The following is a 21,867-nucleotide window of genomic DNA, read 5'->3' as shown; positions in this document are numbered from 1 at the left end:
GGAACAGGGGCGGTTCCCCGGGGGGGAGACCGAAACAGGGATTTGACAGGCGCATGGCCGCAGCCACCCGGCTGAACGACGAATTGTAAGCGTCTGTCCAGTGTAAAAGCATGGATTTGATCTGTACGCTTCTGGTGAGCCGTGCGATTACCCACAACTCGCCCCGACGTTCAGGTCGGCGCCGATCTGGATGTCGGCGAGGCGGCGTAGTCCGCGCCAGACGACGGTGTTGCCTGGCAGAGGGTCGGAAGCTCTGGCGAGATATCCACCCAGGCGCGCGAGCTTTGTGAGGTAGAGCTGGAGGGTTCCCGGTTTTGCGCCGCGATTGCCCGTGTCGCTGACGAGCCTGTCGAGGATGGCGATTTCGGTTCTGGTGAGGGCGGTGGTCGGATCGTCGTCGGGGTATGTGCGCGCGACCATGGTCGTCCAGAGCACTCGCCAGCTGACGATGCAGAACAGGGCGACAAGATTGGCGAGGCGGTCCGCGGTGCGCAGTTTCGGACTATCGGGACTATCAGGAATTCCGTGCTCGGGTGGGCGGTTTGAAAATCAGGCGTTCATCGCCTTTGTGAACCTGTCGCCGAACAGGACGGCCATCTGTGCTTTGGCTGCCGTCCATTCACGTGCGGGCATCTTCCATTCTTTCTCGGCCCTGTTCAAGACCAGGAACAGCAATTTCAGCGCAGCCTCGTCATTGGGGAAATGCCCCCTGGCACGGACGGCGCGTCGGAGCTTTGAATTCAGGGCCTCGATGGCATTTGTCGTATAGAGGATGCGCCTGACCTCACGCGGAAAGGCAAAGAACGGGATGACCTCCTGCCAGGCCCGGCGCCAGGCCTTGCCGATGGCCTCATATTTCTGGCCCCAGGGGCCTTGCTCGAATGCGGTCAGGGCCTTCTCCGCTTCCGTGTCGTCCAATGCGTCGTAAACCTGCTTGAGCGCAGCAGCGACCGGTTTGCGATCCTTCCAGGAGGCGAATTCCATGCTGTGGCGCAGCAGATGGACGATGCAAGTCTGCACGCTCGTCTCCGGGAAGGCGGCGGCGATGGCTTCCGGGAAGCCCTTCAGCCCGTCAACCACGGCCAGCAGGATGTCCTCCACGCCCCGGTTTTTCAGCTCGTTCAGAACCCGCAGCCAGAATTTCGCCCCCTCGTTCTGCTCGATCCACAGGCCCAGCACCTCCTTGGTGCCGTCCACCCGCACGCCGATGGCGATGTGGATCGCCTTGTTGCGCACCAGACTTTCGTCCCTGATCTTGACCCGCAGCGCGTCCAGGAAAACCAGGGGATAGACCGCTTCCAGCGGCCGGGTCTGCCAGGCCGCCACCTCATCCAGAACCGCGTCCGTCACCGCTGAGATCAGGTCCGCCGACACCTCGATCCCGTACAGTTCCCGCAGATGGCCGGTGATTTCCCGCGTCGACATGCCCCGCGCGTACATCGAGATGGCTCATCGGGAAAACGATCCACTGGATCGTTTTCTGATACTCTTCGCTCTCGTCGAACCCGGGAAACCGGCGCTGGTACTTGCCGATCAGCTGCGGATCGAAGGTCGAGGCCCGATCGCGCGGGACCGACAGGTCCACCGACCCCGTATCCGTCAGCACCGTCTTGCGGCCGTAGCCGTTGCGGCGGTTGCCGCTCTCGTCCCCGGCCAGATGGTGCTCCATCTCCGCCTTCAATACACGTTCCGCCAGCGCCTTCTTTAGCTGGTCAAGCAGGCCGTTCTGGTCAAACGCCGCTTTCGCATCGCCGCTGGCCAGCAACTGGTCCAGAAGAGTATCGGGGATAATCGGGTCCTTGCGTCGTGCCATCGTGAAGCTCCTTTCGCATCACTATGGCCCACCTGAACTGGCCCCCGTTTGGCCGGACAGTCAGGCCTAGCCTGGGAGGCCTGGGGATATCCCTGAGCATGTGCTTATGCCTGAGAGCCTGATCCGAAATTAAGTTGAGTGGTATCAGCGGGTTAGCTTGACAGCGTTCCCTATCGGTGATTCAGGGGTTTCGCCAAAAACAACCGTGCATCTCCGATGTGGACTGATACCACCCGCGCCCTTCATGCCCGCAACGGCCTGGCTTTGCCAAGCGATTTGACCGATGCGGAATGGTCTTTGTTGGAACCGCTGCTGCCTGCTGCGTCCGCCGTAGGCAGGCCACGCAAATGGCCGCTGCGCCGGATCGTCGAGGCGATCCTTTATCTGCTTCGGGGCGGCCTGCCGTGGCGGATGCTGCCACCTTGTTTCCCGCCGGTCTCGACGGTGCGGCGCTGGTTCTACCTGTGGCGTGACAATGGTCTGTGGCTCACGGTCAACCATGTCTTGCTGATGGCGATGCGCGAGCAACAAGGCCGTGATGCCAGCCCAACCGCCGGCGTGATCGACAGTCAGAGCGTCAAAACCACGGAATCCGGCGGCCCGAGGGGATATGACGCGGGCAAGAAGATAAAGGGGCGTAAGCGCCATATCCTCACCGACACCCAAGGTAATCTCGTCCATGCCGTGATCCATACCGCCGATATCCAGGATCGTGATGGCGCACCGCTGGTGCTGGCCGAAATCGTCAAACCCTTCCCGTGGCTGCGGCACGTCTTCGCCGATGGCGGCTATGCCGGGGACAAGCTCAAAGACGCGTTGCGCCGCATTGGAAAATGGACCATCGACATCATCAAGCGATCCGACACAGCCCAAGGCTTCCAGGTCTTGCCACGACGCTGGGTCGTCGAACGCACCCTGGCATGGCTCAACCGAAACCGACGCTTGGCCAAAGACTTCGAGCAGACTATCGCTTCCGCAACAGCCTGGATCTTCATCGCCTCCGTACAAACCTTCGTCAGGCGTATCGCAAGGCATTGATGCAATTCAGATTAATTTCGAATCAAACTCTTAGGCATGCGCAGGTCATTGATCATCTTGTGGTTGATTGTAGGACTAGAAAAGCCAAATAGCATGCGATTGGCTGACGGGCAATTGTCGAAGCGTATTAAAGGGGAGGGGCCTGGTGCTGTCGGCGAGTTTGCCCCAATAGTGTTCCAAACTCGCCCGTCCGCTTCTCCATCCCCGCCCCGCCCAACCTTCCCCTATGGCGATTGGACGTAGCCGCGTGCCGGAAAGTGGCCTTTATCGGTTTATATGCATCCTCTATAACCCGCATCCATGCGGGGGGCGGCTTGGTGGCGATGGTGCCGGTGGCCGTCCTGGTGCCTTGACCGGCGGGGCCGGTTGGCTGCCTTGCGTGGAAGGATGGATCGATTGGTCTTCGTTTTGCGGCGGATGCTCGCCCCTGCCTTTCTTTTGATCCTGGCCGCCTGCACGGTGCCGCCGCAGCCGGCCCCCGTGCCGGTGGATGCGGAGGTCGTTTTCTGGGAAAGCATCCGGGACAGCAAGGACGCGGCGGAATACCGGGCCTATCTGGATGCCTATCCCGACGGGCGGTTCGCCGCGCTGGCCCGTATCCGCGCGACGGAGGCCCCCCCGCCCCCGGCGCCACCCCCCGCACCGGCCCCGGTGGCGGCCGCCCGGCCCGCGCCGCGGCCCCCGGTGGTGTTGCGGCAGCCGCCGCCCAGGGAACAGCAGGGCGAACCCGCCATCGTGGATGCGCCGGCCCCGCCGGTGAACTGGGCCAAGATCGACAATGTCGGCGGGCAGCAGAACCCGCTTCTGCGCAGCCAGATCATGGATTGCTGGGACCCGCCGCCGCTGCCGCGCGCCGCCGGCCGGTTCCGGGCGGAAATCGGCATCTATTTCGATCCGGCCACGGGGCTGGTGCGCGGCGCCGCGTTCCTGGCCGGCAACCGGGAGATGACGGAACCGGACTATGCCCGTTTCGTCAACAGCGCCCTGGCCGCCCCCATGGCCGCCGGCTGCCGCGCGCTGGACCTGCGGCAGCCGGGCGCTGCGGATGCCTCGGGGCTGGTGCTGCTGTTCGCGCTGGACAGCCCGCCCTGACGCCACCGCCTTGATCCCTTGGTCCTGGTGATCGCCAGCACCCCGGCCGTGCGACCGGTTCCCCTGATCCGGTCCAGGATGGCCATGGAAGAAACATAAGGGTGAAACGGCTCAATAAAGGCGGGCGACGACGGATTTGGTTTCCATGAAGGCATCCAGCCCCGCGGCGCCGCGTTCGCGGCCCCAGCCGGATTCCTTGTAGCCGCCGAAGGGCAGCCAGAAATCCTGCACGCTGTAGCAATTGATCCAGAAATTGCCCGAGCGCACGGACCGTGCGATCGTGTGGGCTGCCTCCAGCGAGCGTGTATAGACCGCGCCGGCCAGGCCATAGCGTGTCGCGTTGGCCTGTCTGATCACCCAGTCCAGGTCATCGAACGGCATGGCGGACAGGACGGGGCCGAAAATCTCCTCCCGCATGACCTTGGAATCCGCCGGGGCGTGGGACAGGATTGTCGGTTCGACAAAGAACCCGTCGCTGTCAAGACACCTCCCGCCCGTGACCAGTTCCGCGCCATCGGCAATGCCGCCGTCGATATAGCCCTGAATCCGGTCCCGCTGCTTGCGGGAGATCACCGGCCCCATCTGGGTGCCCGGGTCCAGCCCGTTGCCGACCACCATCTTCGATGCGGCATCGGATACGGCCTGGATGAGCCGGTCATAGATCCCCCGGTGGGCATAGAGCCGGGAGCCCGCGACACAGGCCTGGCCGGAATTGGTCATGATGCCGGCCAGCACGGCGGGAACCGCCTTCTCCAGATCGGCATCCTCCAGCACGATCACCGGCGACTTGCCGCCCAGTTCCAGGGACAGGCGCTTGAAGTTGCCGGATGCCGCCTGCACGATCTGGCGGCCGACGGCGGTGGAGCCGGTGAAGCTGACCTTGTCGACATCGTCATGGCCGGCAAGGGCGGCACCGGCAATGCTGCCCAGCCCCGTCACGACATTCAGCACGCCTGGCGGAACCCCCGCCTCCAGCGCGATGGCGGCCAGCCGCAGGCTGTTCAGCGAGGTATCCTCCGCCGGCTTCAGGATGGCGGTGCAGCCGGCGGCCAGGGCGGGGGCCACCTTGTGGCAGGCCATCATGAAGGGCCCGTTCCAGGGAACGATCAGCGCGGCCACGCCCATCGGCTCCTTCAGCGTATAGCCGAAGAACGGCTCACCCTGGGCCATCTCCCCCGTCTGGCCATGGATCTTGCCGATCCAGCCCGCGAAATAGCGGAACGCCTGCGCGCCATTGCCGATGGTGGCGCGGGCGATGGGCAGCGGCATCCCGTTTTCCAGCACTTCGTTGCGCGCCAGTTGCTCCAATTCCGCTTCGATCCGGTCGGCGATGGCATGCAGGATGCGGGCGCGTTGCGGCGCGGGCAGCTTCAGCCAGCGCCTGTCCTCGAATGCCTGGCGCGCGGCGCGCACGGCATCATCCACATCATCTCCATCCCCGGCGCTGACATCGCCGATGGTTGCGGCTGTCGCGGGATTGATGCTGGGGAATGTGGCCTGGGATCGGGATGGTCTGAATTCGCCGTCGATCAGGATCGTCCGTGCGGCGCCGCTCTCAGGTGTCGGCGTTTCCTGGACCTTCATCGGGTCTCTCCTCTGCGTCATCATCTTCGTCATCATGCCGGGGGGCAGGGGGCAGCACCGCCGGTCAGGCCCGGATGTTCCGGTTGTTGTGGAAAATGTTGCCGGGGTCGTAGCGCCGCTTCACAGCCTGCAACCGTTCGAAATACGGGCCGAACGCATCGCGCACATGATGATCGCCCTCATAGCTGAGGTAGTTGATATAGGTTTTCCGGCTGTTCACGGCTTTCAGCGCCTGGGATGTCGCCATGGCCCAGTCGATCCTGTCCTGCTGAAGATCGGCGCCCTGCCAGGGTGCCACGATGTTGTAAAGGATGTGCCCCGGTTCCCGGATGAAGGGTGTGCTGCCGGCGGGAACACGGCACAGGGCCCCGTGCAGATAATGCAGAAGGCCGATCAGGCAGCCTTTCGGCCCGCCTTTGGCGATGATCTCCGCGAAGGCATCGATGACCGGATCGGTGATCCCGTCGAACTCCCCGCCGCGCAGGAACATATTGTCGAAATGCGTCGCACTGCCGGCGAAGGAAGCGAAGGCTTGCGGTCTGACCGTGTCCAGGATCGCGGGGCCGAAAGCCCGCAGCGCGGCCAGGACCTTTTCACCCTCGCCAAGCGACCCGGACCAGCAGAGCCGGACGATGACGGTCGGGTCCGGCCCCAGGGTGAACAGGGTCCCGACCTCCAGCGCATCGGGGCTTTGCGCCAGGAAATCGCGCAGGAAGCGCAGAAAGCGGACGGGGTCGGCCTTGAACCCGATATCGCCGGCCAGAACCTGCGGGATGGCGTGCAGATTGTAGGTGAAGGCCGTGGCCACGCCGAAATTGCCGCCACCGCCCCGCAGCGCCCAGAAAAGGTCGGCGTTGCTGTCAGCATCGGCCCGCAGCACCCGTCCGTCGGCCGTCACCAGATCGACGGACAGAAGAGTGTCCACGGTGGCGCCGCAGATGCCGCTGACCCAACCCATGCCGCCGCCCAGTGTCAGGCCGCCGACACCGACATTGGGGTTCATGCCCAGCGACGGGACGAGACCATGCGGTGCGCCGGCATTCGTCAACGCCCCGGCCCGCGTGCCGGCGCCCACACGGGCGATGCGGCTGGCCGGGTCCAGATCGATGCCGGTCAGGCGCGACAGATCGATCAGCATCCCCGTGCGGGTGGTCGAAGCGCCCAGCAGATCGTGGCCGCCCGACCGTACCGAGATGTCCATGTCCTGCCGCTGCGCAAATTCCAGGGCATGGGCAATGTCGGCCGCATCGTCGGGCTGCACGACAAGGGCGGGGAAGCGGTCTTCCACTGGCGTGGTGCCCTGGCCACGCCGTGCGGCCGGGTATCCCGCATCCGACCGCGCGAAGACGGGGCCCTTCACCACGCCGCGCAGCTTTTCCACCGGCGGGGAGGGCGTGGCCCCGGCCGCCGGTCCGGTCAGGACGGCGGCGGCCAGGGAACCGGCTCCGGCCATCAGGTTGCGCCTGTCGATCGGCAAAATTTCCTCCCGCTTTGTTGTCATCGACCCCGCTCGGGTCGTTATACGAAGTCCCGGTGATCGCAACCGATCACCGCCCATAATCACCCGTGCCCACATCCGTGGGCTTGGCACCCGTGCCCACATCCGTGGGCTTGACGACGCCACATGTGCGGTGCGGCGGCGGTCGCCGCCGAAGCGGTTCTCCGGTCAACGGATAGCCACCCTAATGTGATCATAGCATAAATTATGCTGGCACCGTTCGGCCGGTCAGGCAGGCATCGACACTATCGGCCAGCAGTGCCGGTGCGGCGGAATAGGCGAAGTGCCCCTGGTCGGGAATGGTGCGGGCCCGTATGGCGGGCAGCAGCGTGCGGAGTGCCATATCCGGCGATGAGGCATCGGGCGGCACGGGGCTGTTCCCGCCGGTCAGCAGGGTGCAGGGGCCCGCGATGCCGTCCAGGTCACCGGGCTGCCAGGCAAGATCATCCAGCAGGCGCAATTCATTGGGAAAGGCGCCGATGGTCTGCCGGAAACGCTCCCACAGCGGCCCGCTGCGCAGTCCCGCGAGGGCCGGTGCCGGCAGGCCCACGACATGGGCCAGGGCGAATTCCGTGGCACCGTCCAGGTCCCCGGCGGCCAACATACGGCGGATGTCGGGAATGTGCCCGCGGCTGACCGGTCCGCGTGCCGAATGGCGTGGCTCATAGACGATCAGGGGGCCGGGAAAGCCGATGCGCGCCGCCAGTGCCAGCGCGCAGCCGCCGCCGAAACTGTGTCCCAGCAGCGCGCCCTCCGGTCCCGCCAGATCGATCATGGCGGCCAGATCGTCCAGTTCCGCATCGATGGCGAAATCGGGTGCGGCGGGGCTGTCGCCCCGTCCGCGCCGGTCATAGAGGAAGACAGTCCGCGTTCGGGCCATCCGTTCGGCAAAGGGCAGCCAGTCCTGCGCCGTGGCGAAGGACCCATGGCAGACGACCAGCGGCGCGCCATGGCCAAGGCGCTGATAGGAAAGCACGGTACCGTCGGTGGAGGTGACGGTTCCGCGATGGATGGGCCGGTTTTCTTGCAGATGCATAAGCGACCTCGACACTCAAGGGGGGCGGATCCGGTCAGACCGCCACGGGCGTCAGCGCCTCGGGATCGGGGATCAGGCATTGCCCCCTGGCCAGCCCCGACGGACCGCCTTCGCCTTCCTGACGGATCAGCGTGGCCAGAAGCCGGCGGGCCCGCAAGGGCGCATCATCGACACGCAGGGCGAATTTCGGCACCGACAGGCCGCTATCGTCCAGTTCCTTCTGCTGACGCTCCACGATGTCCTTGTCCTCATCGAAGGTGCGCTGATGCGCGGCGATGATCCTGTCCGTCAGGTCGGCATCATCCAGCCGGAAATTCCGGTTATGGGCCCAGAAATAATGGGTCGAGCGCTCCGTCTCCGGCGTCAGAAGGTGCAGGACGCGCGACACCAGCGTCTGTTCCGGCCCGGCACCGACCGGCCGCACGCCGACATCGGTCATGTTGATGGCCGGTGCCGTCCAGATGGCGGTCTGCCAGCGGTCGATCCGGTCATCGCCGCCGCCGGCCAGCAGCTTGAAGAAGGGCGGCGGCGTGATGTCCGGCATCTCCCGGTGCGCCCGGATCACCTTGCCGTCCAGGGTGACGCGCACGGGATAGTCGGCGATGCTCTCCTCCTCGCCATTGCCGATCGTCGCCTGGTGGATATAGGTTTCGTGGCTGAGGTCGAGAAGATTGTCGGACAGCAGCCGGTAATCGCCTGCCACATGCGTATAGCCGGTCGAACTTGTCCAGCGCGGCAGGGTCAGCCAGGGCAGGTCGGGCACCAGATCGGCATCGGCCAGCCCCTTGTCACCCATCCAGATCCAGACCAGACCGAACCGTTCCACCAATGGGAAGGCGGTGGCATTGGCATTGGGCGGGATATTGTCCTGGCCCGGAATATGGACACACGTGCCGTCCGGCCTGAAGGCCATGCCGTGATAGCCGCAGTGGATGATATCCCCCGCGCGACGCCCGGCCGACAGCGGCACCAGCCGGTGCGGGCAGCGGTCCAGAAGGGCCGCAGGATCGCCAGCACCGGTGCGGTAGAGCAGCACCGGCTGGTCCAGGATGCGGCGCGCCAGGAAATGCCCGGCCGGCAACTCATGCGGCCAGGCCGCGACGTACCAGCAGTTCTTCAGGAACATGCTTCTCCCCCCTTTTTTGATGCCCTCAGGTATCGGTCGCCAGCCTATTCCGCGCCTTCCTGGGCGATGGCATTGGCCAGGACGCCGATACCGTCGATCTCCACCTCCACCCGGTCGCCGGGCTGCATGAAGATCTGGGGGTTGCGCTTCACGCCCACACCGCCCGGCGTGCCGGTCACGATGACGTCGCCGGGGGCCAGCGGGGTGAAGGTGGAGCAATATTCGATCAGCCGGCCGATGGGAAAGATCATGTCGGCCAGGGTGGCTCGCTGCATGACGGTGCCGTTCAGCCGCGTCTGGATCGTCTGTCCCCCCGGCGGGCCGAACATGTCGGGCGTCACCAGCCAGGGGCCGAAGGCGCCGGTACCGGGAAAATTCTTGCCCGGCGTGAACTGGATCGTGTGGGCCTGCCAGTCGCGGACCGATCCGTCATTGTAGCAGCTATACCCGGCGACATGGTCAAGGGCGGTGGCCGCCGGAATGCGGCGTCCGCCCTTGCCGATCACGATGGCCAGTTCCCCTTCGTAATCCAGCATCGCGGATTCACGCGGGCGCAGTATCGCGGAAAGATGGCCGGTCTGGCTGTCGGCGAAGCGGGTGAAGATCGTGGGGTTGCTCACCACGGCCCGCCCCGTTTCGCGGCGATGATCCTCGTAATTCAGGCCGATGCACAGGATCTTTCCCGGATCGGGGATCAGCGGCAGGAAGGTGATGTCGGTCAGCGCGAAGGCCGCGCCGTCCCCGGACCGCAGTGGGTCCGCCGCCAGCGCCCCGGCTTCGATCGCCGCTTTCAGGGAGGGGTGGAGATGGTCCAGCGCCCGGACCCGGTCGCCATCGACCCATCCCCAGCGGGTCCTGCCGTCGGCGGAGAATGTAACGTAACGCACATGAACCTCCCGGATTTCTGCGGGGCGCGCTGTCTTTGCCGCGCCCTATTGCAATGATCTAATAAGTTATGCTAGCAAAGCATTATCTTGTCAAGCATGCCCGGTGCCCGAAGGCGCCATGAAGGAAAACGCGCCGCCCGGCAGAAGGGTGGCCGCCACGGGAGAGCGATATGCAAATCGATGATCAAGAGACGGTTCCGGCCGAATTGCCGGGGACGGCCGCGCCGCTGCTGCGGGCCCATCTGGCCGCTGTCGCCCTGACATCGCCCGACCCGCAGGCCCTGGCCGGCTTCTATCAGGATGCGCTGGGTTATGAAGGGCAATGGCAGGAGGGGCGCTGGATGGGGCGGCAGGGCACGCGCCGGCTGATGATCGGTCCCGGTGCGGCCAACAATGTCGACCATACGGTCTTTGCCGTGCCGGATGCACAAGCCCTCTGCGATCTGCGTGAGAGGCTGGTATCGGCCGGTATCGGCATTGTGGAGGCACAATCATCCATATTGCCCGGCGCGGCCATCCGGTTCAGCGATCCGGATGGCAATGTTCTGCTGTTCGGTGTAGCTGATCCCGCCGAGGAAATCGACATGGCCGGGGCCGCACGGTTGCAGCATATCGTCTTTGCCAGCGATGCGGTGCCGGCGATGGTCCGCTTCTATTGCGACATTGTCGGTTTCGCCCCGTCGGACTATGTCCGGGATGAGGGGCAGGACCTGACGTCGGCCTTCCTGCGCTGCGGGGTGGAGCATCACAGCCTGGCCGTGTTCCGGGCGCCGCGCAAGCGCCTGGACCATCTTTGCTATGATGTCGCGACCTGGACGGATATCCGGGACTGGGCTGACCGGTTCGCCGCGCGCCATATCCGGCTGCGCTGGGGGCCGGGCCGCCATGGTCCCGGCAACAACCTGTTCCTGTTCATCAATGACCCCGACGGCAACTGGCTGGAATTTTCCACCGAACTGGAACAGGTGGAGGGGCCGCGCCCCGTCAAGACCTGGGTGCATGAGGAACGGACCCTCAATAGTTGGGGCGCCGCTTTCCTGCGGAGCTAGGGGGTATCATGGAGCAGCGTTACGACGTGCTAATCGTCGGTGGCGGGCATGGCGGGGCGCAGGCGGCCGCATCCCTGCGCCAGAACAATTTCACCGGCACCGTGGCGGTGATATCGGAGGAGCCCGACCCGCCCTATGAACGGCCGCCGCTTTCCAAGGAATATCTGGCGCGGGAAAAGCCGTTCGCGCGCATCCTGATCAAGCCCGTCACCTATTGGGCGGACAAGGGGATCGACATGATCCTGGGGGCCCGCGTGACGGCCGTCGATCCCACGGCGCATCGCGTGACCACCGCCGACGGGGCGGCAATCGGCTATGGCACCCTGATCTGGGCCACGGGTGGACGGGCGCGGCGGCTGGCCTGTCCGGGGCACGATCTGGCGGGCATCCACACGGTGCGCAGCCGGGCGGATGCCGACAGGCTGATGGCGGAACTGGATGGCGTGAGCCACGCCGTGGTGATCGGCGGCGGTTATATCGGGCTGGAGGCGGCGTCCGCGCTGGTCAAGGCCGGCAAGCAGGTGACGGTGCTGGAGACGCTGCCACGGGTGCTGGCCAGGGTCGCGGGGGAGAGGCTGTCCCGCTTCTATGAGGCCGAACATCGCGCTCACGGTGTCGATATGCGGCTGGGGGCCGTGGTTGCCGCCATCCGGGGGCGTGACGGCAGGGTGTGCGGCGTGGAACTGGCCGATGGCCAGGTAATCGATTGCGGCATGGTGATCGTCGGGATCGGCGTCGTTCCGGCCGTCGAGCCGCTGCTGGCGGCGGGTGCTGTGGGGAGCAACGGCGTCGATGTCGATGAATATTGCCGGACCAGCCTGCCCGACATCCATGCCGTGGGCGATTGCGCCGCGCATGCCAACCCATTTGCCGACGGGGCCCGCATCCGGCTGGAATCCGTGCAGAACGCCAATGATCAGGCCCTGGCGGCGGTCAAATCGATCATCGGTGCGCCCGCGCCCTATCACGCCGTGCCCTGGTTCTGGTCGAACCAGTATGATCTGAAGCTGCAGACCATCGGGCTTTCAACCGGCCATGACACGGCCCTGCTGCGCGGCGATCCCGCGAAACGCGCCTTCAGCATCGTCTATATGAAGCGCGGGCGGGTCGTGGCCATCGATTGCGTGAACAGGGTTGCCGATTATGTCCAGGGTCGCGCCCTGGTGGCCGCCCGCATGGCCATCCCCGAGGAACTGCTGGTGGATGCTGATCGGCCGCTCAAGTTGCTGGCGGCAGCGTTCGCCGGTTGAGTACCTGCAATCAAATCCAGAGGAGGAATGATGACCCTGACAGTGATCGACCGGAATGGAACCGAACGGACCGTCACTGCCGAGCCCGGCATGAGCGTGATGGAGATCCTGCGCGAACAGGGGTTCGATGATCTGCAGGCCCTGTGCGGCGGTTGCTGTTCCTGTGCCACCTGCCATGTCTATGTCGATGGCAGTGCCGCCGGCCTTCTGCCGCCGGTCGGGCCGGACGAGAACGACCTGCTGGACAGCAGTGCCCACCGTACCGGTGCCTCCCGCCTGTCGTGTCAGTTGCGCTATCAGCCGGAATTGGCGGGCCTGACCATCACCATCGCACCGGAGGATTGATGCCGGAGGATTGATCCGGCGGAACGGCGGTGACCGGCCCGTTTACCAGGCTGGTTTCACCGCGGCCGTTTCAGCTCTGCGATGCGATCAGCTTGCCGATATTTTCATAGGACCGTTCCAGCAGGTCCCGGAACAGGTCCTTTTCCTGTTCGGAGAAACCGTCAATAACGGCTGCCTGGAACTTCTTACGCATCTTTTCCACCGACCGGGCGATCTTCTTGCCTTCCCCGGTCAGGCAGACAAGCGCCTTGCGCCGGTCGTCGGGGTCCTTCTCCCGGTTCACCAGGCCCGCCCGTTCCAGGGCGTCGATGGCCTTGCCGATGGCGGCATCCTTGAGGTTCAGGCGGGTGCCCAGTTCGCGTTGCGACATGCCATCCTCGACCCGCAGGACGGTCAGCGGATACCAGGCGCTCAAGGTGAGGCCCACGGGCTCCAGCATCAGTTCGATGGCGTAAATCTCCCGCATCCGGATCATGCGGATGAGATAGTCGATCTCCCCCTTGAACAAAGGGTCGAGTATCGTTTCCAGTTCCTTGTAATCATGAGGTTCGCGAAAGTTTCCGCCCTTCGCGGCTTTCTTTTGACCGGCCATGAAATTCTTGAGTCCTTCGCTTGCAGGATAATCTGTCAGGCCGGGGCCTGCCCCCTGACCGTCCGTTCATTTCATTGGAGTTCAATCCACTTCAAGGCCCCGGACCAGGCTATCCACCACCCTATTGGCCACCACCCTATTGGCCACCACCCTGTGGCAAGGGGCAAAGTAGCATATCGCCGCGCGCTTTCTCCAGCGGTTCCGGGATGCGGTCGTCATGCCGCCCCGCCCGGCAGCAGGCGGGGCGGCAGCGGGTAATCGTCGGCGTTGCGCACCCAGCGCGGTTTCAACGCGAAATCATCCCGGGGTGGGGCAAAGATATCGACCAGCCGGGCGCCGGCGCCGTGCCAGCCCGTGGTGTGGATCATCCGGGGCGGGATGACGACCAGGGAGCAGCCTGTGCAATCCAGATGTTCATCCGCGCGCCACCGGCCCCGGTCCGCCCCCCAGGGCGTGCGCAGATGATGGGTGAAATCGCCTTCCAGGGTCAGCGATCCCTGCTCGAAATCGGCATGGTCGTGCGGGCTGAGCCGTGCCGGGTCGCGCGCGGCCACCGATGGCTGGAAGATGTTCACCATCAGGTTGGTGGACCGGAAGAGGCGGCCGAACCCGACATCTTCCATGTAATCACGCAAAGGGTAGACGCGCAGGCGGAACCCGTCCGGTGGTGCGGGCCAGCTTTCCAGCGGGGCGACATCCGGAGCGCCCCCGGCATAGGCGGCGGCATTGGCCGCGCGGTCTCGCAGGAAGGCGGCGCTACCGGAAAGGATGCGCACGATCAGACCCGGGCCATGCGCCGTGAGGCGGGTGGTGCCAGGGGGAAGGATGGCCAGCGCCTCTTCCCCGATCCGCCGGGTCGCGTCGCCCGTGCCGACCGTTACCGGGATCGCCGGCGACAGCAGCAGCATCGATTCATCGGGAATATCCGGCTGGACGATCTGTGCGCCTTCCGCCACGCGGCTGACCGCGACGACAAAATTCGCCCCCCGCGCGATCCAGGTCGGGGTTCCGTCCGCCTCCAGGATTTGCGGCGGGCCGGCGCTGAACGGCACGAAGCTGGCGGGGCGGCAATGGGTGCCGGGCGTGAGGCGGCGGTTGTCGCCGAAGGTCGGGTCCGTGGAACTCATGGTGCCACCTCCTGTGGGGGCAGGGATTGGAAGGCGTGAAGCTGCTGTGCGGCGGCTTTGCGCAGGAAACCCTGATCGGAATTCACCACCAGCGCGCTGACACCAAGGTCGAGCAGCCAGGCCCCCGCCTCGACATCGGGGGCCGTCGCCATCAGGGCCCGGCCGTGGCGTTGCGCGGTCCGGCAAATCTCTGCCGCCGCACGCCGCAGGGCAGGGGCTTCGGCAGAGCTTTCCCCCATGGCGACGGCAAGGTCGCCCAGCCCCAGGAACAGGGCATCGACGCCCTGGATGGCCGCGATGGCCTCCAGGTTCCGCAGCGCGTCGGGATGTTCGATCATGAGGGTCACGGACACGGCCGCATCGGCCCGGGCGACATGGTCGGCCAGCCCCAGCGCCCCGTATCGCCCGGCCCTTGGCGATGGCGAGAACCCCCGGCTGCCGCCGGCATAACGCGCGGCGGCAACGGCATCCCTGGCCTCTGCGCCCGAATTCACATGCGGTACGACCACCCCCGCCGCCCCCATGTCGAGAGCGGGGAGGATGGAACCAGGGCCGGACACCCGTACCAGCCCGGCAATGCCGCCGGCCCGGGCCGCCAGCAACAGCAGGTCGATGGCGGCCCGGTCGAAGGGGCCATGTTCCTCATCGATGATGACGAAGTCGAAGCCGAGATCGCCCAGGATTTCGGTCGCGTGGACGCTTGGCGTCTTGATGAAGCTGCCGGCAAGCCGCGTGCGATCCCGCAGGCGCCGCCGGAATCCGCCGGCACTGGTGGATGTCATCGGGGTTCCTCTGTCGAGACTTGGGGAAACCGACCTGCGGTTCCTTATCCGTATCTGCATTGATCAGAGCCAACAGGTTCTGGTCACCGCAAAATAGTATAAGGCTTTGATAGTGAATAAAAATCTCCCGATCGGACACTCAGAAGAAGGTCGTCAGGTTCTTGAACAGCATCTTGCTCTGATCCAGGAAGATGGATCGTTTCAGGATGCGGAAACCGTCGCCGGCCGGTCGCAGGATGTCCTTCCGCTTGCCGACGAACAGCCGTACCTCTTCCTCCCGCCGGTTCACATAGAGCAGGAAGCGGCACTTGACGGTGATTTCCGTCTCCGTGACGGCGGCAATGCGGATGTTGGTGGTCATGTGGGTGGTGCGCGACAGGGGCTCTTCCGCCCAATGGTCGCCGCCCTGGATCTGGCGGATGCGCTGCTGAAGGGTCTGCTTGCCTTCATCGAACCAGGCCGCATCCAGATGTGCCCGGCTATATTCGTCCTGCGGTCGGTTGAATTCGAAATTCCGGACCAGCGGCATCCAGTAATGGATGTCGTCATCCAGCAGGTCCAGCCAGCGGTCGAACTGTCGCTCGTCCAGCAATTCGGCCTCATAGGCCAGGAAATCCTCCACACGGGCCTTCAGGTCGGGGTGGAAGGGCAGGGCGATGGCCTCTTGCGTCTCGGTCGTCATTCTGCGGCCGCCTCCGGGCGGAAGGGCTGGGGCTGACCCGTCATCATCTCCGACCAGCGGTCATAGAAGATGCGCTGCGCATGTTCGGAAACACCCTCATCGACCAGCGCGCCGGCGCCGATCCAGGGTTCGGGCCAGGCCCATTTCGCCTCACCACCCAGGCGGAGCTGGTAATTCATGGGCAGGCGCCGAGCCAGGGCGCTTTCGGCGCCGACCTGGGCCGATCCCCAATTCTCGAAATCATCCTGTTCCACCATGCCGGCAGGACCCGTGTAGCGCAGCAGGTAGTTGCGCATCACGTCCTTGACCACCTGCGGCGCGTTCTTCGGCACGAAGACCCATTTCCAGACCTCCGTCCGGCCCGGTGCGCGCGGGATCCAGGTGGTGACCGATGTGCGGTTGGCGGCGTTATAGACGAAGTTCGGGAAGACAACGCCGCCCCGGTTCAACAGCCGCTCCCGCTCCCCGACCCGCTTCTGGCGGGCGTAATGGGCGTCGCGGAAATATTCATCAACCTCCGGATTGGCGCCCCATTGCGAGAAATACTCGCGCATCGCGTGTTCATACAGGTTTCCACGCACGGCGTGGCCGCCGGCCGGAAAGGTGATGTTCAGCATGCGGAACCTGTTCTTGTCGGCGTCCCAGGTGTGGCGGCCGCGCAGGCCCGTCAGCGCCAGGCCGACCCGCTGCACCGATTTATGGCTGACATCATGGTAGAGATCGCCGGCCGCATTCTCCGCACCGAATTTCCAGTTGCTGGGAATCTCGCATTTCAGGATGCCGTCGATCACCTCCAGCCCGTCATCCTCGCCATCCGGCCCCATCATGAATTCGCGCAGCCACCAACCCATATCGCCCAGGAAGGTCTCGAACGAGGGGGCCGCCTCGTCGAACGTCGCCCAGATGGACCCGTAATAACGCGCCACCCGCGCCCGGATCAGGCCCCAGCGCGAGCGTTCCAGCTTGCCGCCATAGCCTTCGGTGTTCAGCGGGACGCCCGAAAGATCGCCATTATTGGAGAAGGTCCAGCCATGATAGGGGCAGGTGAAGCGCTTGGCGTTGCCCTTGTCATAGCGGCAGACCGGCATGCCGCGATGGGTGCAGAGGTTGAGGAGGACATTGACCTCGCCGGTCTGGTCGCGCGTGACGACAACCGGCTCGCGCCCGGCCTGGGACAGGAAATAATCGCCATTATGGGGGATCTGGCTTTCATGGCCGACGAACAGCCAGGACTTCCGGAAGACCGTTTCCATTTCCTTCTCGTAGATCGATTGATCGGAGAAGATGGCGCGATCCACCAGCCCGGCCCTGGTGTCGACCAGGCCGCTCCCTATCGTGTCGTGATTCATTATTTGTCCTTTCCTGGGCCTTCGGTGCCGCACGCGATGTCGGAATCCGTGTTGCGCCGCTGACATAAGTTATGCTAGCAGAATATTTATTGTCAAGCCCGGTCGATCGAATGCAAGGCCGGGTGGGGACCGCGGGTCCGCCAGCAGCCGGACCCCTTCAAAATCACGCAAGATGCAGGGGAGATGAGATGCCGATCATCATGGGGGCTGGCGTCGGCTATTCGCCGCTTCTTTACCGCCCGCGCGCGCAGTGGGAGGCGGTCTTCCGGTTCCTGCGGAAGGATGCGATCCAGCCCAAACGTGCCGGTAGCGAGGATGCCGCGGTGCTGGACGGGTACGAGACCCGGATTTCGCAAGGCTTCGCCGCCCTGCGTCAGGCCATCGCCGGGGCCGGGCTGGACGCGCTGATCCTGGTCACCGCCGATCGCGGCAGCCAGTTCGACAGTTCCCATGTTCCCCAGATCCATGTGCAGGCGGGGGGAGAGGTCTGGGGCGATCCGGCCATCACGGCGCTGGGGGAACCATCACAGCCCCTGACCTTCGCGTGCGACGAGACGGTCGGCGATATCCTGGCGGAAGAACTGGTGCGGGACGGTTTCGACATCGCGGAGGCGCGCCGCGCCTTCAAGCCCGTGGGCCGTTCCGGCCAGGGGGCCACACCGGCGCTGGTGGAGGCGGCCGCGCGGCTGGCCGGTGACCTGCCGATCATCCCGGTCAGCATCAACTGCCATGTGGCACCCGTCATGACCGGGGCCCGCATCCACCGGCTGGGTCAGGCGCTGGCGCGGGCCGCGGCCTTGACCGACAAGCGTCTGGGCCTGCTGGTCAGCGGCGGGCTTTCCGGTGATCCGCAGGGCGACATGGCCGGCTGGGTCGATGATGTCTTCGACAAATGGGTGCTGACCCGCCTGGCGCGTGGCCGGTCAGCCGATCTTGTCCGGGTGTGGGATGTGCCGTCACGCAACCTGCTGGCCGGCACGACCGAGGTTCGCCTCTGGACGGCCGCCGCCGCCGCCCTGGATCAGGCGGGCTGTCATGCCCGTGTCCATGATTACATGCCCATCCACCATGCGGCGGCCGGTGTCGCCTTCGTCACCTGGGAGAACTGATCATGCCGCTTGTCACGGGGATGGCGTCGTCCCACTCGCCGATCATTTTCCAGGACACCTATGAAGGCTGGATGCGCTGGTTCCGGCTGATCAGCTCGGGAACCCCGCAGCCCGCCGATGTGCTGTCGCAGGACGAGGCCTGTGTGACGGGATGGATCGACCGCCGCCGCCGGGCCTTCGACCGGTTGGCCACGGCCATCGACCGGCATGCCCCCAAGGCCCTGATCGTGGTGGGCGGCGACCAGTATGAATGGTTCTCTGCCGCCAACAACCCGAACATCATGGTTCATGCCGGCAAGGACGACATTGTCGGGTTCCACAATTACGGAGATTTCGACAGCGAGCCCTTGCCCAGGTTCTGGGAACATCCCGACCGGTTCGGCGTCCGCCTGAAGGTCCATACCGAGCTGGCGGAACATTTCCTGACCGAACTGGTCCGCCAGGATTTCGACATCTCCATCAGCCGCAGCCAGAACCCGCAGGGCCGGCCGGAACTGAAGGCGCCGCACGCACTGACCCGGCCCACGCCCCTGTTGATGGCCAGGCGGGAAATCCCGATCATTCCCATCATCATCAAGACGACGGAACGGACATCGGCGGCCCTGTCGGGTGCGCGCTGCATCGAACTGGGCCGGGCCATCGGGCGGATCTGCGCCGACCTGGACGAACCCATCGCCATCTATGGCAGCGGCGGCATGTCCCACGATCCGGAAGGCCCCCTGTCGGGCTGGGTCGATCAGAGGCTGGACGAATGGGTGCTGGACTGCATGAAGGCGCGCGACTTCGACCGGCTGGGCAGCCTGTTCTCCTTCCGCTCCGCCGCCACCGATTCCGGCACGGGCGAGTTGCGCACCTGGCTTGTCGCCGCCGGCGCCATGGACGCGGCCCAGCCGCAGGCGCGCTGCCAGGTCGTGGACTATTTCCCGGCCCATATCGCCACCGTCGGGGCGGGCTGGGTCTTGTGGGAAGCGGACCGCTGAGCAGCAAAATGCTATGCTAGCATAATTTACTCTTGCATAGATTATGTGGGTCGTAGCAGTATCACGAACAGAAAAGTGAAGTCGGCCAATGATAAGAATGCCGACCAACGTGGGAGGGGAAATATGTTGCGTACCAAGCTTTTGGGCAGCGCTGCCTGCTTGCTGGTCTCCGGTCTGGCTGCGGCCGGCCTTCCGGCCATGGCCCAATCCGGTGACCAGGGCGCCAGGGACAGTGATTTCATTCTGGAAGAGGTTGTCGTCACCGCCCAGAAGCGTGTGCAGAACCTTCAGGATGTGCCGATCTCCGTTTCCGTGGTGACGGGCGACATCATGCGCGACGCCCAGATCACCACGGTGACCGATCTTGGCAACCGGATCAGCGGCGTGAAGGTGAACAGGGCCGGCGCCTCGGACTCCCTGAATATCCGTGGCATCGGCTCCGGCTTCAACATGGGGTTCGAACAGTCGGTGGCCACCTTCGTCGACGGTGTCTATCTCAGCCGGTCGCAGACGACGCGCGTCGGCTTCCTCGATCTGGAGCGGATGGAGGTGCTGAAGGGCCCGCAATCGACATATTTCGGCAGCAATGCCATTGCCGGCGCGCTCAGCGCCGTGACACGCAAGCCCTCGCAGACGCCCAATGGCCAGGCATCGGCCCTGTATGGTTTTTCCGACGGGGAATATGATGTGCAGGCCGCCGTGGGCCAGCCGCTGACCGACAGGCTGTCGGGGCGCATCGCCCTGCGCAAGTCGGGCATGGATGGCTATGTCCGCAATGTCCGGATGGATAAGGACGGCCCGAACAATGATGATACCCAGGCCCGCCTGTCCCTGCGCTTTGAGGCCGACGACCTGGATATCAACTGGCGCATCGACTATGCCGATTTCGATGACAAGCATGCGGAATTCCAGGAAATCCTGAACTGCCCGCCGGCACCCGGCTATGGAAGCCCCGGTGTCGGCTGCCTTTCCGTCATCTCCGCCGGGAATGCCGACAACCGGCTGGATTATCGCACCAGCACGGGGGATTCCTTCTTCAAGCTGGAATCGGTGAGCAGCGCGCTGAATATCGCCTGGACGGTCGGCAGCCATACGCTGACCTCCACCACCGGCTATTACGAGCATGATATCCATCGCTTCACGGACAGCCCCCTGCTGCCCGTGGCCGGGTTGACGGGGATCACCCGATCAAGCGGGCTGCCCATCACCCAATTGGAGAAGTTCCATTCGTTCAGCCAGGAATTCCGGCTTGAATCCGACAAGGGCGGGTTCCTGGAATATATGCTGGGCGTCTATTACGATAAATCGAACCTGGAAGGCTCGCTGTCCTACGGCTTCTATTTCGCGCCCTTCTGGTCCCGGCTGGGCGGTGCGGTGGCACCCAACACGCCGCTGGCCCAGCGGGCGTCGGGCGATCAGGACCAGTCCAACCGTTCCGTCTTCGCGGCCGGGACCCTGAATGTGGCCGAGGATTTCCGCATCAACCTGGGTGCGCGCTACAGTTCGGTGGAGAAGAAGAACCACCGCGAGACACAGGTGGGTGTCGGTGACAATTTCGGGCGGTTCGGGCCTGGCGATGAAGTATCGGCGGCGGCCTTTGCCGCCTTTACCGGCAGCGTTGGTTTTCCCGCCGGGGATTACGCGATCACCAAGCGCACCGACGACAAGTTCATGCCGTCGGTCAACCTGCAATATGATCTGACGCCGGATGCGATGGTCTATGCCTCCTACACGACCGGCTTCAAGGCCGGGGGCTGGGCCATCGGCAATTCCAAGGATTTCTTCGGGCCGGAAACCGTCAAATCCTATGAGGGTGGCGTCAAGGCGGCCTGGTTCGGCCGCCGGATGACGACCAATGTCGCGGCCTTCAACAGCCGCTATAACGGCCTGCAGGAATCCACCAGCATCGCCAATGCCGCTGGCGTGCCCGTGTCGGTCATCGCCAATGTGGGCCGGGCACGGGTGCGCGGTGTCGATCTGGAAATCGGTGTCCATATGCCGTCGGGTCTCAGCGTGTCGGCCAATGTCGGCTACCTGGACGCCGAATATCTGGAATATCCCAACGCACCCTGCACGCAGTTGCAATTGCTGGCCCGGCCGACGGGATGCACCCAGGACCTGGCGGGCAAGACCAAGGCGTTCGCTCCGGAATGGAGCGGCGGTGTCAATGCCAGCTATGGTTTCGATGTGACGTCCGATGTCAGGGGCCAGTTGGGGGCCTGGCTGTATTTCACCTCCGGCTATTACCAGCAGGCCAGCATCGACCCGCTTTTCTACCAGCCGGGCAATGCCAAGCTGGATCTGCGGGCCACCATCGGTGCGGTGGACGACCGTTGGGAAGTGGCGGTCATCGGCAAGAACGTGACCGACAAGGTCACGGCCGGCTATCGCTCCGTGATGACGGCGTCGAATGCGGTGACGGCCGCCACGGACCGGGCACGGTCGGTCGCGGTCCAGGTTTCGACCAAATTCTGATACCGGCGCTCCGGTGTTCCGGTGGCACTGGCCCCGGGCCGCCGGAGCGCGCA

The 21,867-nt window shown here is 64.8% G+C and carries 19 protein-coding genes and 1 pseudogene; 8 read left to right on the top strand and 12 right to left on the bottom strand.

The window, feature by feature from the left end; translation table 11 throughout:
- Positions 1-147: 147 nt before the first annotated feature.
- Positions 148-420 (bottom strand): hypothetical protein, encoded by a 273-nt coding sequence (locus tag ABC728_RS10170; RefSeq protein WP_416621687.1) that lies wholly within the window; start codon positions 418-420, stop codon positions 148-150.
- A gap of 129 nt (positions 421-549) precedes the next feature.
- Positions 550-1,813: pseudogene (locus tag ABC728_RS10165) on the bottom strand (IS256 family transposase).
- Positions 1,814-2,029: 216 nt separating this feature from the next.
- Between ABC728_RS10165 and ABC728_RS10160 the strand changes: the two are divergent.
- Positions 2,030-2,851, top strand: a complete 822-nt coding sequence (locus ABC728_RS10160) for an IS5 family transposase (RefSeq protein ID WP_445376278.1) — start codon at positions 2,030-2,032, stop codon at positions 2,849-2,851.
- Between the two features lie 396 nt (positions 2,852-3,247).
- On the top strand, positions 3,248-3,943 hold the full coding sequence (locus ABC728_RS10155) for a hypothetical protein (protein WP_416621960.1): 696 nt from the start codon (positions 3,248-3,250) through the stop codon (positions 3,941-3,943).
- A gap of 111 nt (positions 3,944-4,054) precedes the next feature.
- On the opposite strand, the gene ABC728_RS10150 is transcribed toward ABC728_RS10155, so the two are convergent.
- The 5 genes from ABC728_RS10150 to ABC728_RS10130 all read right to left on the bottom strand — a co-directional run bounded on the left by ABC728_RS10150 (position 4,055) and on the right by ABC728_RS10130 (position 10,074).
- Positions 4,055-5,527, bottom strand: a complete 1,473-nt coding sequence (locus ABC728_RS10150) for an aldehyde dehydrogenase family protein (protein WP_416621961.1) — start codon at positions 5,525-5,527, stop codon at positions 4,055-4,057.
- 64 nt (positions 5,528-5,591) lie between these two features.
- On the bottom strand, positions 5,592-7,004 hold the full coding sequence (locus ABC728_RS10145) for an FAD-binding oxidoreductase (RefSeq protein WP_416621962.1): 1,413 nt from the start codon (positions 7,002-7,004) through the stop codon (positions 5,592-5,594).
- A 226-nt stretch (positions 7,005-7,230) separates the two neighbouring features.
- On the bottom strand, positions 7,231-8,061 hold the full coding sequence (locus ABC728_RS10140; protein WP_416621963.1) for an alpha/beta fold hydrolase: 831 nt from the start codon (positions 8,059-8,061) through the stop codon (positions 7,231-7,233).
- 34 nt (positions 8,062-8,095) lie between these two features.
- Complete coding sequence (locus ABC728_RS10135; RefSeq protein WP_416621964.1) at positions 8,096-9,187, bottom strand: Rieske 2Fe-2S domain-containing protein; 1,092 nt, start codon at positions 9,185-9,187, stop codon at positions 8,096-8,098.
- 44 nt (positions 9,188-9,231) lie between these two features.
- Positions 9,232-10,074, bottom strand: a complete 843-nt coding sequence (locus ABC728_RS10130; protein ID WP_416621965.1) for a fumarylacetoacetate hydrolase family protein — start codon at positions 10,072-10,074, stop codon at positions 9,232-9,234.
- Between the two features lie 170 nt (positions 10,075-10,244).
- Between ABC728_RS10130 and ABC728_RS10125 the strand changes: the two genes are divergently transcribed.
- The 3 genes from ABC728_RS10125 to ABC728_RS10115 are packed head-to-tail and all read left to right on the top strand — an operon-like array spanning position 10,245 to position 12,718.
- Positions 10,245-11,123, top strand: coding sequence for a VOC family protein (locus tag ABC728_RS10125; RefSeq protein WP_416621966.1), 879 nt, complete (start codon positions 10,245-10,247; stop codon positions 11,121-11,123).
- A gap of 8 nt (positions 11,124-11,131) precedes the next feature.
- Complete coding sequence (locus tag ABC728_RS10120; RefSeq protein ID WP_416621967.1) at positions 11,132-12,373, top strand: NAD(P)/FAD-dependent oxidoreductase; 1,242 nt, start codon at positions 11,132-11,134, stop codon at positions 12,371-12,373.
- Positions 12,374-12,400: 27 nt separating this feature from the next.
- Positions 12,401-12,718: a 2Fe-2S iron-sulfur cluster-binding protein gene (locus tag ABC728_RS10115; RefSeq protein WP_416621968.1), complete on the top strand. Its 318-nt coding sequence runs from the start codon at positions 12,401-12,403 to the stop codon at positions 12,716-12,718.
- 70 nt (positions 12,719-12,788) lie between these two features.
- Here the strand turns inward: ABC728_RS10115 and ABC728_RS10110 are convergent, their stop codons facing one another.
- The 5 genes from ABC728_RS10110 to ABC728_RS10090 all read right to left on the bottom strand — a co-directional run bounded on the left by ABC728_RS10110 (position 12,789) and on the right by ABC728_RS10090 (position 17,250).
- Positions 12,789-13,310 (bottom strand): MarR family winged helix-turn-helix transcriptional regulator, encoded by a 522-nt coding sequence (locus ABC728_RS10110; RefSeq protein ID WP_416621969.1) that lies wholly within the window; start codon positions 13,308-13,310, stop codon positions 12,789-12,791.
- A 215-nt stretch (positions 13,311-13,525) separates the two neighbouring features.
- Positions 13,526-14,437, bottom strand: a complete 912-nt coding sequence (locus ABC728_RS10105) for a hypothetical protein (RefSeq protein ID WP_416621970.1) — start codon at positions 14,435-14,437, stop codon at positions 13,526-13,528.
- On the bottom strand, positions 14,434-15,219 hold the full coding sequence (locus tag ABC728_RS10100) for an HpcH/HpaI aldolase family protein (RefSeq protein ID WP_416621971.1): 786 nt from the start codon (positions 15,217-15,219) through the stop codon (positions 14,434-14,436). Before ABC728_RS10100 ends, ABC728_RS10105 begins: the two co-directional genes overlap by 4 nt.
- 139 nt (positions 15,220-15,358) lie before the next feature.
- On the bottom strand, positions 15,359-15,901 hold the full coding sequence (locus ABC728_RS10095) for a 3-phenylpropionate/cinnamic acid dioxygenase subunit beta (RefSeq protein WP_416621972.1): 543 nt from the start codon (positions 15,899-15,901) through the stop codon (positions 15,359-15,361).
- Entirely contained in the window at positions 15,898-17,250 is a 1,353-nt protein-coding gene (locus tag ABC728_RS10090; protein WP_416621973.1) for an aromatic ring-hydroxylating oxygenase subunit alpha, read from the bottom strand. The genes ABC728_RS10095 and ABC728_RS10090 overlap by 4 nt, the downstream gene beginning before the upstream one ends.
- 188 nt (positions 17,251-17,438) lie before the next feature.
- Between ABC728_RS10090 and ABC728_RS10085 the strand changes: the two genes are divergently transcribed.
- The 3 genes from ABC728_RS10085 to ABC728_RS10075 all read left to right on the top strand — a co-directional run bounded on the left by ABC728_RS10085 (position 17,439) and on the right by ABC728_RS10075 (position 21,814).
- The gene (locus ABC728_RS10085; RefSeq protein WP_416621974.1) at positions 17,439-18,359 is read left to right on the top strand and encodes a DODA-type extradiol aromatic ring-opening family dioxygenase; all 921 of its coding nucleotides are present in this window, start codon (positions 17,439-17,441) and stop codon (positions 18,357-18,359) included.
- A gap of 2 nt (positions 18,360-18,361) precedes the next feature.
- Positions 18,362-19,339, top strand: coding sequence for a DODA-type extradiol aromatic ring-opening family dioxygenase (locus ABC728_RS10080; protein WP_416621975.1), 978 nt, complete (start codon positions 18,362-18,364; stop codon positions 19,337-19,339).
- Positions 19,340-19,462: 123 nt separating this feature from the next.
- On the top strand, positions 19,463-21,814 hold the full coding sequence (locus tag ABC728_RS10075; RefSeq protein WP_416621976.1) for a TonB-dependent receptor: 2,352 nt from the start codon (positions 19,463-19,465) through the stop codon (positions 21,812-21,814).
- Positions 21,815-21,867: the final 53 nt, after the last annotated feature.

Source organism: Niveispirillum fermenti, from assembly GCF_052474395.1.
The sequence above is the reverse complement of the archived record's forward strand: the minus strand, read 5'-3'. Positions and strand labels throughout refer to the sequence as shown.